The sequence below is a fragment of the Billgrantia antri genome (genome assembly GCF_017868935.1).
Taxonomy (GTDB): domain Bacteria; phylum Pseudomonadota; class Gammaproteobacteria; order Pseudomonadales; family Halomonadaceae; genus Halomonas; species Halomonas antri.
Genome location: NZ_CP053383.1, coordinates 4,184,957 through 4,197,690, shown reverse-complemented (window position 1 = coordinate 4,197,690; position 12,734 = coordinate 4,184,957). Strand labels below are relative to the sequence as shown.

The following is a 12,734-nucleotide window of genomic DNA, read 5'->3' as shown; positions in this document are numbered from 1 at the left end:
CGAATTTCCCACAGCATAACGCCTTCGCCCTGGGCAACCCACAGGCATTACCGCCGCGACTTCGCGCCGCGGCTCGATGGCCGAGTGCGACGAGCGACGGTCAAACTCGATGCAAGTGCCGAGGCGCCCCGACATTGCCGGGGCCGTACAACGCCACGGCGGGGAGTCAGAACCAGGTCAGGCCGACCGAGATGATCACTCCGGTGATGATCAACTGGATCAGGCAATAGCCCATGATGTCCTTGGCCTTGAGCCCGGCGATGGCAAGCACCGGCAGGGCCCAGAACGGTTGCAGCAGGTTGGTCCAGGCGTCGCCCCAAGCCACGGCCATGGCCACGCGCGGTATGTCCACGCCGAGCGCCTCGGCGGCCGGCAGCATGACCGGGGCCTGCACCGCCCACTGGCCGCCGCCGGAGGGCACGAACAGATTGACGATGCCGGCACTGATGAAGGACCAGAATGGCAGCGAGGTCTCGGTGGCAAACGAGATCAGGCCCTCGGACATCGTTTCCGCAAGCCCCGACTGCACCATGATGGCCATGATCCCGGCATAGAAGGGAAACTGGATGACGATGCCGGCACCGCCCTTGATCGCCTCGTTGAGGCTTTCCAGCAGGCTGCGTGGGGTGCGATGCAGCACGATGGCCAGGAACAGAAACATGAAGTTGACGATGTTGAGGTTCAGTCCGCCGTTGCGCAGCACGAAGTGATCGAGCAGGAAGATCACCCCGGGGATGCCGACCAGCCAGGCCAGGGTTACGCTGTTCTCCAGCCGCTCGGCGGGGCGCGTAAGGCGTACCCGTGTGGCGGGGGCATCGTCGAGCAGCTTGGGGTCGACGTAGACGCTCTCGCTGTCGTCGGGGAGCATGGCGCGGTTGACCAGCGGAATGACGATGAACAGACACACGACCAACGCCAGGTTGAAGAAGGCGAAGATGGTCGAGCCGGTGCCGATGACACCGATCTGCTCGGCGGTGAAGTGCCCTTCGGTGGCGATGGTCAGCGGAATGGATCCGGCCAGGCCGCCATGCCAGACCACGAAGCCGGAATAGGCGCTGGCCACCAGCAGGCGATAGTCGACGCGTACCACACGCGCCAGCTCCTTGGCGAACAGGGCGCCCACCACCAGCCCGAAGCCCCAGTTGATCCAGCTGGCCGCCAACGACACGAACGTGACCAGCAGGATGGCATGCCCGGCGTTTCTGGCCAGGCCGGCGAGCCGCTGCAGCAAGCGCTTGACCGGTGGTGAACTGGCCAGCATGAACCCGGTCACCAGGATCAACAGCATCTGCATGGAAAAGGTCAGCAGATTCCAGAAACCGTCGCCCCAGTAGCGCATCACCGCCAGCGGCGTCTGGCGCTCCACGCCGATGGCGGCGGCTGCGGCGATGACGGTCAACAGCAACACGAAGATGAAGGGATCCGGCAGATAGCGTTCGACCAGCCTGACGGCGGGTCTGGACAGCGTTTTTAGCATGGCGGCGTCGCTTCTTCTGGTTGTCTTGGATGCGTCTGAGAAAAATAGCGCAATGTCATCGACTTGCCCTAATGAAAAGGACTCTGCGGCTCAGACGGGACGGTTGGGGGTTCGCTGTGCCTTGCCATCGAGTGGTCGTTGGCACCAGCGGTTGCGTCGATGATGCCAATAGTAGCCGACCAGTACCAGCGACCGCATCACGGTAAAGATGAGAAACGCCAGCCACAGTGCATGGTTTTCATAATCCGGTGGGGCGATCGCCCGGGCTAGCCACCAGACGGGAAGATAAACCGCCAACGCGATGAAAATGCTGTTGCGCATCTCGCGAATCGCCGTGGCGCCGATGAAAACGCCGTCGAGCAGATAGCTCCATACCGCGATCAGCGGCATCACGATCATCCACGGCAAGTACTCGCCGGCGGTTTGCCGCACTTCGGGCAGGCCGGTCAGCAGCGCAATGAGATGGCCGCCGCCCAGGGCAAAGGCGAGCGCCGCGGCAGTGGCCGTCATCAGCGAGAACCTGGCGGCAGCGCGCACGGCCGTGCCGAACTCGTCCCAGCGTCGCCGGCCCACGGCGCGTCCGGTGGTGGCTTCGGCTGCATGGGCGAAGCCGTCCAGGGCGTAGCTGGTGAGCATGATGAACTGCATCAGCACGGCATTGGCAGCCAACACGGTGTCGCCCTGCGCCGCGCCGCGCGAGGTGAAGAAGGCCATGGCGAACAGCAGCCCCAAGGTGCGCAGGAAAAGGTTGGCGTTGACCTGAAAGAGCTCGCCGTAGGCTGCGAGCCGGAACAGCCGCTCGCGCAGGAATCGTCCTTGCAGCAGCTTCAGTTGCCGTAGCACCAACCAGCCGCCGAAGGCCAGTGCCGTGTAATCAGCAATCACCGTGGCCCAGGCCACGCCGTCGCTGGTCATGCCGAGCCCGACCACGAACAGCAGGTCCAGCGCGATGTTGACGCTATTGGTCAGTATCAGGATGGCCAGCGTCACCCGCGAATTCTGCTGGCCCAGGAACCAGCCGAGGATGGCGTAGTTGGCCAGCACCGCTGGGGCGGAAAGAATGCGGATCTGGGCATACTCGGCGGCCAGGGCAGTAGCGCCCTCGCTGCCGTCGAGCAGCCACAGCCCGAGGGCGATCAGCGGCTGGGAGAACAGGATCAGCAGCACACCGATACCCATGGCCAGCAGCAGCGACTGACCCAGCAGATTGCGTACCTCGCTGTCGCTCTCGCGCCCCACCGCCTGGGAAGTGAGCCCGGTGGTGCCCATGCGCAGGAAGCCGAAACCCCAGTAAAGAAAGCTGAACAGGGTGGCGCCCAGCGTCACCCCGGCGAGGTAGCGCGAATCCGGCAGATGCCCGACCACCGCCGTGTCCACCAGCCCCAAGAGCGGCACGGTGATGTTGGAGAGAATGATCGGCCAGGCCAGCGTCCAGATGCGCCGCCGGGCGGCGGCAGGTGTCTCGGCTTGCAGGGTCGCCACGTCTTGCCCCTGTTAATGACGAATCGAGCAGCATGGTGGCAGTGGTGGGATAACGCAACTGTCCTCATCGTGACCGGATCTCGGGTCTGGACCTCCGGGATGTCCAGTCAGACAGGGCGGTATCTATTCGCTGTCGCTAAGCCAGATCCGGCTGCCGACCGATTCAGGCCGCAGTGATCAGCCGATACTTGGTCATCAGTTCGTCGCGGGTTTCGCGGCGTATGGGGTCCAGCGGGATGCAGTCGACCGGGCACACCTGCTGGCACTGAGGCTCGTCGTAGTGACCGACGCACTCGGTGCACAGGTTGGGGTCGATGACATAGATTTCCTCGCCCGCGGAGATGGCGTCGTTGGGGCATTCGGGCTCGCAGACGTCGCAGTTGATGCACTCGTCGGTGATCATCAGGGCCATGGGGCTACCTCGCGATCGGGCAGGCCGCGTCCGGCCGTACCCTGAGTAAAGCGGCTCGGCAATTACCGAGTAATCTGGTCAGGTATTGTAATGCTTGCGCAGCGTTTCGGCGACCCTGGGATGTACCAGCCGCGACACGTCACCATTCAGTTTGGCGATCTCGCGCACGATGGTGGAGGAGATATAGGAGTTCTCCACCGCCGGGGTGAGGAACACGCTCTCGAGTTCCGGCGCCTGGGCGCGATACATGTTGGCGAGCTGCAGCTCGTACTCGAAGTCGGACACCGCACGCAGGCCGCGCAGGATGATATGGGCCTGCTGCTCGGCCATCATGTCGGTGAGAAGACCCGAGAAGCCGATCACCTCGACGTTGTCGAGCCCGACCGATACCTCACGCGCCAGGGCGATACGGGTGTCGAGATCCAGCGCCGGATTCTTGCCGGGGCTGGCCGAGATGGCCACCACGACCTTGTCGAACAGCAGCGAGGCACGCTCGATCAGGTCATAGTGGCCGTGGGTGATGGGGTCGAAGGTGCCGGGATAGACCGCGATTTTCATGGCGCTCCGCTCAATTGCACAGCTCAAGAGGCTCAGAGTAACCGTCCCCGACCGAGGCGACAACGGGGCGGCGCCTCAGTCTCCCAGCTTGCCGAAGGGGTTGTCCACCGCCAGCGATACCGGGCGCGTGTAGCCGGGGATGGTGATGTCGGTGGCACTGACTTCGAGCTCCGGCCCTTCCAGCACGCCCTCGCCGAAGCGGTAGCGCGCCTGGTAGTGGCCGCCGTCGGCCTGGGCCAGATAGGCCTGGCTGGACTGGCGGGTGGCGTCGCGTCGTTCGCGCCAGGCCGCAACTGCGGCTTCGCCATGGCGTTTCAGCAGCAGACGCTCGGTCACGGCGGGCGACAACACCACCCCGGTAGCGTTGTTGCCGCCGAAGCCCTTGGCGTTGATGAAGGCGGCATCGGCCGTGAACGGCTGCGGCTCGCGGGAGAACTTGAGCCGCTCGGCATGGACGTCGTCAGCCACCGCGTCGAGGGTCGGAATGCCCGGCAGCAGGCCGTGGGCGAAGCTGCCCAGGGCACTGGTCAACTGGTCGCCGGCGGCGCTGCCCTGGGAGTGGCCGACGAAGGCCTTCACCGCCACCACGGGCCAGTGCTCGATGCCGTTGGCGCGGGCGACCAGGTCGAAGACGTGGGATTCCGTCACCCGGTTCTTCGGTGTGCTGGTGCCGTGGGCATGCAGGAAACTGCGCTCGCGCAGCGCCTCTTCGCCTAGCATGTCGCGTACCAGCGCAGCCGCCTTGCCCAAGGTGATGTAGTTGCCGATACCGGGGGCGGAGATGGAACGCTTCCAGCCGTCGGCGTTGACGAACACTCCCGGCACGCTGCCGAGGATCTCGGCGCCGAGTTCCAGCGCCAGGGTGTCGTCGAGCAGCAGCACGAACTGGCTGGCTTCGGCGATGGTGAAGCCGCAGTTGCGTGCGAAGGGGCGACAGGCGCGCTGGTAATCGGCATCGGTAAGCAGTTCCAGCGCATCCAGCGCCTTGAGGCTGTCGTCGTCGGCCAGCGCGCCCATGGCGCGGAAGCCTTCGATGATTTCGGGGGTCACCGGGGCGTCGGAAGTGCCCACCATCACGGCACGGCGCTGGCCGCTGCGGATATCCTCCACCCCCAGGCGCAGGTTGTAGAGAAAGCTGGCGCAGGCACCGAGCACCGCACCGGTTCCGCCGACGCTGCCCAGCACGTAGGCGTTGAGGAAGTCGGCGGGCATCTGGCCGTAGCCCAGCGGCATCTGCTTGGAGGTGGCGCGATTGCCCGAGACGAAGCTCTTGAGCAGCCCGCCCCAGCCCTCGTCGTCGAGCTGGCCGATGGAGTTGCCGGCATAGACGGCGATCTCGTCGGGATCGAGGCGGTTGCGCAGGGTTTCCCACTCCAGGCCGCTGCTGGCCAGGCAGTCGCTGGCGGCGAAGATCGACATCGACAGGCCGCGGGGGTGGTGCACGCTACGGTAGTAGCGGCTGGGGTCGAAGCCGCTGGGTAGCTGTCCGGCGGCCCGTACCTGCGCCGGCCGGGTTTCCGGCAGCAGCACGTCGAGTTCGCCGGGAGGAACCGTGACCTCCAGGGTGTGGCGGTCCAGTTCGCGTACCTGCCAGGTTGGCGGCAGGCGCTCCGGCAGCTGGCGGCGGCGAATGCTGAAGGTCAGCTCTGTGCCCAGGCCCAGGCCGGCGCGACGATTGGCCGGCAGCCCCTCGTCGTTGAAGCGTGGATCCTCGATGCGCCGTATCAGGGTGTGGTCGAGCACCTGCTCGCGGCAATTCTCGGCCAGCTTGCTGGCGTCGATGGGATTTCCGGCGGCATCGTACCAGGCCCCTTCCCGACAGCTGCCCAGGCCCATCAGAGCGGCCAGGCCGAGCAGCAGCGCCTGTTGCTCGGCTTCAGGAAGGGCGTCGATCACGGTGCGACGAAATGCTTGATGGCCTGAGGTACGACCGGCGGCGTTGACGCCGCCCATGCCGACGATCACCGGTAAGTGTGACAAGCCGCTTTCCTCGTTGTGCTGTTCGTGCGAGTCGGTAATGTAGACATTAAGAGAGGCGATCATAGCACCCGGTCCGGGATGCCGTCATGGGCGTGCAGCCCCTGTTCCGGCCATCAGCTATGGAACAAACGTTTGAAATAAGATGCTGAAGGCGTTATGCTGAGGTCGCTGTTTGAGTCATACGAGTGGGTATGTGGGCGCTTCCTGTCTTTGGAGGCGCCTTTTTTTGCCCCTCGCCTGCCACGCCATGGCTGCTAGAATGGCCAGTTCGTCAGCCACCGAATCGCTCTCGCCATGCATGTCACTTCCCGCGCCATCGCCACCAATCAGCTGGGTCCGCACAAGGACGTTGCAAGGCGCGTCACGCGTGCCTTGGGCCACCCCCTGCGCAAGCCGGTGGCCGACCACACGCGCGAGGCGTTCGAGCGGGCCCAGGCTTGGTACACACAGCATGGCGGTGCAGGCCGGCCGCTGATCCTCGATGCAGGCTGCGGCGTGGGGCTCTCGACGCGCCAGCTGGCCGCCGGCTTCGCCGATCATCTGGTCATCGGTGTGGATCGCAGCGCCGAGCGGCTCTCGCGAGAGCATGGCGAGGTGGGGGACAACGCTTTGCTGGTGCGCGCCGACCTGGTGGACTTCTGGCGCCTGGCGCTGGCTGCCGGCTGGCAGCCGGTGCGGCACTACCTGCTCTATCCCAACCCCTACCCCAAGTCGGCGCACCTCAAGCAGCGCTGGCATGGCCATCCGGTGCTGCCGGTGATCCTGGCACTCGGCGGCCGCCTGGAGCTTCGCTCCAACTGGCGGCTCTACGTGGAGGAGTTCGCCCTGGCCCTGAACCAGGTCACCGGCGAGACCGCAGCGGTGGATGTCTTCGTTCCCGACGAGCCATACCTGACCCCGTTTGAACGCAAGTACCACCTCAGCGGTCAGTCTCTCTGGCGCCTGGTAGTGGACCTGCCCCACGCGCCGCAGCTCGTTCCCGGCGGTACAGCAGAGGAGGTTGGCTGATGGCGTTCGTCTACCTGGCGCTGGCCATCGTGGCGGAAGTCGTGGCGACCAGTGCGCTCAAGGCCACCGACGGCTTCACCCGGCCTGGTCCCAGCCTGCTGGTGGTGGTCGGCTATGCCATCGCGTTTTTCATGCTGTCGCTGGTGCTGCGCACCATCCCGGTCGGTATCGCCTATGCCATATGGGCCGGTCTGGGAATCGTGCTGGTGGCCCTGGTCGGGGTGCTGGTGTATGGCCAGCGACCCGATACGCCGGCCGTGGTGGGGATCGGTCTGATCATCACCGGGGTGGTGGTGATCCAGCTCTTTTCACGCCTTTCCACCCACTGATTCGGCTACATGAGTTCTGGATGGATCCTGTTGCAATGATGATTCGTACTGCTGCCCGGCTTCGCTGCCTGCTTCTCGTCGGCGCTTCGCTGATGCCCCTGCTCGTATCGGCGGCGGGCTTCACGGAGCTGGAAAAAATGACCGAGCGAGGCTTTCAGGTCAGCGCCGAGGCCCGGCTGCTGGGGGACGGCGACCGTCCCGGGGAAGTGGTCGGCGCCATCGAGCCGCAGCGTCAACTGTCGCCCGCTTCGGTCTCCAAGGCTTACCTGGCGGCAGCGGCGCTCGACCGCTGGGGACCCCAGCATCGCTTCACCACGCGCCTGGTCAGCAGCGGTGAACTCGACGCCGACGGCGTGCTGCGCGGCGATTTGATTTTCGAGGGTGGCGGGGACCCGGCGCTGGTCACCGAAGACTTGTGGCGACTGGCACAGCGGCTGTATCAGGCCGGGGTGCGTGAAATCGAAGGAGGGCTGGTAGTCAGCCAGTGGCGCTTCGGCCCGGTGGAGTGCATCACCACCGATCGCTGCGATGCCCGTTCGCGGGCTGCCAACAGCTACAGCGCGCTGCTCTCCTCGGCGGGTGTCAATTACGGCAACTGGTGTGTCAATGTCGCTCCTGGGGCGGCAGTGGGCGAGCCGGCTCGGGTGACCAGCTGTGACAGCCAGGCCCTGATCCTGGGCATCGACAATCAGGTAGAAACGCGAGCGACCGGCACTGCCACCGAATTCAGCGCCGAGCGCGTCACCCGTGAAGAGGGTGACGTGATGCTGTTGCGCGGCCATATCGCGCTCAACGCGGCATCGCGTGACGTCTACCGAGCCAGTGGCGACCCCGCTCGCCAGACGGCGCGTACCCTGGCGGCCGTGCTCGACCAGGCCGGGATCGGTATCGGCGCGGGCTATGCCACCAGCGTCGAGCCGCCGCCCGCCTCGGCTCGCATCCTGGCAGAAGTGGAGGGCGAGTCGCTGCAGGAGCTGCTGCTTCATGTGATGAACTATTCCAATAACTTCATGGCCGACGTGTTGGCGCTCAATCTGGTCGATGCCCCAAGGGCGACCCTGCTCCAGGCGGGAGAGGCGATCCAGGATTACGTGGCCGGCTTGCCCGACCACGGACCGGTGATCATGCTCAGCGGCAGCGGCCTGACCACCGAGAACCGCACCTCGGCCAGCGGTGCCAATGCGCTGCTGGAGAGCATGTTCCACCGTGCGTCGCTGTTCCCCGGCTTCGTCGCCAGCTTCCAGTCGCCGTCCAACGGTGTGTCGCGCTTCATTCGCCGCGGTTCGCCGCTGGTTCAGGAGCGCATCATGCTCAAGACCGGTACGCTCAACCAGCCCTATGCGGTACGCGCCGCCAGCGGCTATTTCCGCGCCCGCTCGGGACGCTGGGGCGTGTTCACGGCATTGGTCAACGGTACCGCCTCCACGCCATGGCTCAACTGGGCCCAGGTGCTGGACCCCCTGACCCAGGACCTGGAGCGCATGATCGAAGCGCATTGAGGTCTACCTGCACGTAAGGACAGCGAGACGATGAAACCAGCGCGAACCGGATGGCGACACCTCATCGATGCCACGGGATACTCGTTCAAGGGACTGAAATTCGCCTTTCGTCACGAGACGGCGTTTCGCCAGGAACTGGCCTTGTGCGTGGTGATGTTGCCATTGGCCTGGTGGATCGGCTCCGGGCCGGTTGAGTGGATCCTACTGGTGGGCAGCTGCCTGCTGGTGCTCACCGTGGAGCTGATCAACAGCGCCATCGAGAGCGTGGTGGACCGCATCGGCACCGAGCACCACGAGCTGTCGGGTCGCGCCAAGGATATCGGCTCGGCGGCAGTGATGCTGGCCCTGCTGGCCGCCGGCCTGACCTGGGGGCTGCTGATCTGGCAGAAATTCCTGGGCTGAATGCCGCTGCGTGCTCCTCCAGGGGTGCCCCAGCGCCAGCGCCTTCGATATGCTGAGGGAACCCCAGCTGAGACAAGGCGCGTGCCATGCCCCTAACCAACGACTTCCTGCCCGCCGACGATCTCCCTCCTACGCTCCTGCCTGCCTTGGAGAAAGCGTGGCAGCGTCTGGTTGACAGCTTGGCGCAGGGCGACAGCGTTGCCGAGATGACCGGTCAGGAGCCGCCCTCGGAGAACTGGCTGGGCCTCGATCCTGCGCGCCGCCGTCAACTGGCGCGCGTCATCGCCATTTCCGACTTCGCGGTCGACACGCTGGTGCGTTATCCCGACTGGCTTCAGCACCTCGATGCCAGCGGCGAACTGGATGAGGCGCCCGGCGCCGATACGCTCGGCGCCTGGCTGGCCGAGCGGCTCGAGAACGCCGATGACGAGGCAGCCCTGCACGCGGCGCTGCGGCGCTTCCGCCGGGCGCGCATGCTGGGCATCGTGTGGCGTGACCTGACCCGGCCGTCGGACATCGACATGTGGTCCACGGCCGCCTCGGTGTCGCGGCTGGCCGAGGTGTGTCTCGAGGGGGCGCTGAGCTGGCTCGAGCAGCACTTCGAGCCGCGCTGGGGACGCCCGGCGCTGCGCGCCGATGGCAGTGAGCAGCGGCTGGTGGTGCTGGGCATGGGCAAGCTGGGTGCCGGTGAGCTCAACCTCTCCTCGGACATCGACCTGATCTTCGCCTATCCCGAGAAGGGTGAGACCGAAGGTGGGCGCAAGTCGCTCGAGCACCAGGAATACTTCACCAAGCTGGGGCAGAAGCTGATCGCCGCGCTGGATGCGGTGACCGCCGATGGTTTCGTCTTCCGCGTCGACATGCGCCTGCGCCCGCTGGGCGACGGTGGCCCGCTGGTCGGCAACTTCTCGTCGCTGGCCGCCTATTACCAGGACCAGGGCCGCGAGTGGGAGCGCTACGCCATGCTCAAGGCGCGGCCGGTGGCCGGCGACCTGGGGGCCGGGGGCGAACTGCTCGGCAACCTGCGGCCCTTCGTCTACCGCAAGTACCTCGACTTCGGCGCCATCGAGTCGTTGCGCGAGATGAAGGCGCTGATTAACCGCGAGGTGAAGCGCCGGGGTATGCAGGCCAACATCAAGCTCGGTCCTGGCGGCATCCGCGAAGTGGAGTTCGTGGTGCAGGCCTTCCAGCTGATCCGCGGCGGCCGCGATACCGAACTGCAGGTCACCTCGCTGCGCACCGCGCTGACTCGCCTGCCAGCGCTCGGCCTGCTGCCGCAGGACGTCGTCGATGAACTCGAGCCCGATTACGTCTTCCTGCGTGATCTCGAGCATGCGCTGCAGGCGCTGGAGGATCGCCAGACCCAGAGCCTGCCCGACGACGAGCTGGATCGCGAACGAATTGCCCTGGCCCTGGAGTTGGAGGACTGGCCGGCCGTCGTGGCGCGGCTCGATGAAGTGCGTGGCCGAGTGCGCCAGCACTTCGATGCAGTGATCGCCGACCCCGAGGAGGAGCTCGACGAAACGAGCGAGGCGCCAGGCGAGGGCATCCTGTCGCTCTACGACTGGCGCTCACTATGGTGCGGCGAGCTGGAAGCTCAGGAGGGGCAGGAGTGGCTGGCCGAGGCGGGCTTCGCCGAGCCCGAGGCGGCTCAGCGACGCCTTTCGACCCTGCGCCAGTCGCGCCAGGTGCAGTCCATGCAGCGCATCGGCTACGACCGTCTCGAAGCCCTGATGCCGCTGCTGCTGGATGCCGTGGCCGCCAGCGACGCCCCCGATACCGCACTCGAACGGGTACTGCCGCTGATCGAGTCGGTGCTGCGGCGCACCGCCTACCTGGCGCTGCTGCGCGAAAACCCCGAGGCGCTGAGCCACCTCATGGGACTGTGCGGCGCCAGCCCATGGATCGCCGAGCAACTGGCTCGCTATCCGATCCTGCTCGATGAGCTGCTGACCCCGGATACGCTCTATACCCCTGCCGACAAGGCGCGCCTGGCCGACGAGCTGCGCCAGGCCCTGGGACGCATTCCCGAGGACGACGAGGAGGCCCAACTCGAGGCGCTGAGGGTGTTCAAGCACGCCCACGTGCTGCGCGTCGCCGCCTCCGACATCGCCGGCACCCGCCACCTGATGAAGGTGAGCGACTATCTCACCTACATCGCCGAGGTGCTGCTGGAAACGGTGGTGGGCATGGCCTGGCGCCACCTGACGCGCAAGCACGGCTATCCGTTGCGCCGCGACGGCTCGCGTGCCGGAGCCGACCCCGAGTTTCTCATCGTCGGCTACGGCAAGCTGGGCGGCATCGAGCTGGGCTACGGCTCCGACCTCGACCTGGTGTTCATCCACGATGCCGACTCCCAGGGCGAAACCGACGGCGCGCGCCCCATCGACACGCCGGTCTTCTTCACCCGCCTGGGCCAGCGCATCATCCACTTGCTCACCGCAGTGACCCCGGCTGGCACGCTCTACGAGGTGGACATGCGCCTGCGTCCCTCGGGCAACGCCGGGCTGCTGGCCAGCACCCTCGAGGCCTTCGGCGAATACCAGCGCCGCGAGGCCTGGACCTGGGAGCACCAGGCGCTGGTGCGCGCGCGCGTGGTGGCCGGCCATCCGCGCCTGGCCGAAGGCTTCGATGCGGTGCGCCGCGAAATTCTCGGGAGCCAGCGTGACTGCCAGGCGCTGCGCGAGGAAGTGGTGAAGATGCGCCGGAAGATGCGCGACCACCTGGGTGGCAAGAGCGGGGAGGGAGAGTTCGACCTCAAGCACGACCCCGGCGGCATGGTCGACATCGAGTTCCTGTGCCAGTTCGCGGTGCTCTCCATGGGCCACGACACGCCCGAGTTGCTGCAGTGGAGCGACAACATGCGCATCCTCGAGACGCTGGAGAGCAGCGCTCGGCTGCCTGCCGAGGAGTGCCAACGCCTGCGCGAGGCCTACCTGGCCCTGCGCAGCGCCGCGCACCGCGCCTCGCTGACCCGTCAGCCCGCCCGCGGACGCGACGCCGATTTTCACGCTCACCGTAAGGCAGTGATCGATGCCTGGCAGCGGCTGCTGGAGCCTGCGGCATGACGTTTACCCATGCGATTCCTTTGCCACGAGAGAGATAACGATGAACAAGGTGCTGATCCTGCACGGCCCCAACCTCAACCTGCTGGGCACCCGACAGCCGGAGATCTACGGTCGCGAGACGCTGGACGACATCAACAATGCGCTATACGAGAAAGCCGCCATCAACGGCTGGGACATCAAGGCGCTGCAGAGCAATCACGAGGGCGTGCTGATCGATGCCATCCACGCCGCCCGCGAAGACGGCACCGTGGCGATCATTATCAACCCCGCCGCCTTCACCCATACCTCGGTGGCGATCCTCGACGCGCTCAACGCCTTCGAGGGCAAGGTGATCGAGGTGCACCTCTCCAACGTGCACAAGCGCGAGAGCTTCCGCCACCACTCCTACGTCTCGCTGCGCGCCGACGGCGTCATCGCCGGGCTCGGCAGCCTGGGCTACCTTGTCGCGCTGGACGCCGTGATTCGCGCTGCCGAGCGCACCTGAGCCGGCCCCCGCTGACGTGCCCTTCCCACGCCAGC

11 protein-coding genes are annotated in these 12,734 nt (G+C 66.1%); 6 read left to right on the top strand and 5 right to left on the bottom strand.

Translation table 11 applies throughout. The annotated features are described in order from the left end of the window. Nucleotides 1–166 precede the first annotated feature (166 nt). The 5 genes from HNO53_RS19510 to HNO53_RS19490 form a co-directional block, all read right to left on the bottom strand. On the bottom strand, nt 167–1,477 hold the full coding sequence (locus tag HNO53_RS19510; protein WP_209474470.1) for a short-chain fatty acid transporter: 1,311 nt from the start codon (nt 1,475–1,477) through the stop codon (nt 167–169). A gap of 90 nt (nt 1,478–1,567) precedes the next feature. Continuing rightward, nucleotides 1,568–2,959, bottom strand: coding sequence for an MATE family efflux transporter (locus HNO53_RS19505; protein ID WP_209474468.1), 1,392 nt, complete (start codon nt 2,957–2,959; stop codon nt 1,568–1,570). A 163-nt stretch (nt 2,960–3,122) separates the two neighbouring features. Further along, a complete protein-coding gene (locus HNO53_RS19500) occupies nt 3,123–3,371 on the bottom strand; it encodes a YfhL family 4Fe-4S dicluster ferredoxin (RefSeq protein WP_209474466.1) in 249 nt (82 codons plus the stop codon). Between the two features lie 78 nt (nt 3,372–3,449). Then, nucleotides 3,450–3,929 carry a pantetheine-phosphate adenylyltransferase gene (coaD, locus tag HNO53_RS19495; RefSeq protein ID WP_209474464.1) on the bottom strand — a complete coding sequence of 160 codons (480 nt, stop codon included), beginning with the start codon at nt 3,927–3,929 and terminating at the stop codon, nt 3,450–3,452. Between the two features lie 75 nt (nt 3,930–4,004). Then, entirely contained in the window at nt 4,005–5,882 is a 1,878-nt protein-coding gene (locus HNO53_RS19490; protein ID WP_209478725.1) for a beta-ketoacyl synthase, read from the bottom strand. A 321-nt stretch (nt 5,883–6,203) separates the two neighbouring features. Here HNO53_RS19490 and trmB point away from each other — a divergent pair, with 321 nt between their 5' ends. The 6 genes from trmB to aroQ all read left to right on the top strand — a co-directional run bounded on the left by trmB (nt 6,204) and on the right by aroQ (nt 12,699). Continuing rightward, on the top strand, nt 6,204–6,917 hold the full coding sequence (gene trmB, locus HNO53_RS19485) for a tRNA (guanine(46)-N(7))-methyltransferase TrmB (RefSeq protein ID WP_209474463.1): 714 nt from the start codon (nt 6,204–6,206) through the stop codon (nt 6,915–6,917). Then, the gene (locus HNO53_RS19480) at nt 6,914–7,246 is read left to right on the top strand and encodes a DMT family transporter (RefSeq protein ID WP_420827870.1); all 333 of its coding nucleotides are present in this window, start codon (nt 6,914–6,916) and stop codon (nt 7,244–7,246) included. Before trmB ends, HNO53_RS19480 begins: the two co-directional genes overlap by 4 nt. Before the next feature lie 38 nt (nt 7,247–7,284). Beyond that, nucleotides 7,285–8,745, top strand: a complete 1,461-nt coding sequence (dacB, locus tag HNO53_RS19475) for a D-alanyl-D-alanine carboxypeptidase/D-alanyl-D-alanine endopeptidase (protein ID WP_242597646.1) — start codon at nt 7,285–7,287, stop codon at nt 8,743–8,745. A gap of 30 nt (nt 8,746–8,775) precedes the next feature. Further along, on the top strand, nt 8,776–9,147 hold the full coding sequence (locus tag HNO53_RS19470; protein ID WP_209474457.1) for a diacylglycerol kinase: 372 nt from the start codon (nt 8,776–8,778) through the stop codon (nt 9,145–9,147). An 86-nt stretch (nt 9,148–9,233) separates the two neighbouring features. Then, on the top strand, nt 9,234–12,215 hold the full coding sequence (glnE, locus tag HNO53_RS19465) for a bifunctional [glutamate--ammonia ligase]-adenylyl-L-tyrosine phosphorylase/[glutamate--ammonia-ligase] adenylyltransferase (protein ID WP_209474456.1): 2,982 nt from the start codon (nt 9,234–9,236) through the stop codon (nt 12,213–12,215). Between the two features lie 40 nt (nt 12,216–12,255). Beyond that, nucleotides 12,256–12,699 (top strand): type II 3-dehydroquinate dehydratase, encoded by a 444-nt coding sequence (gene aroQ / locus HNO53_RS19460; protein ID WP_209474454.1) that lies wholly within the window; start codon nt 12,256–12,258, stop codon nt 12,697–12,699. Nucleotides 12,700–12,734: the final 35 nt, after the last annotated feature.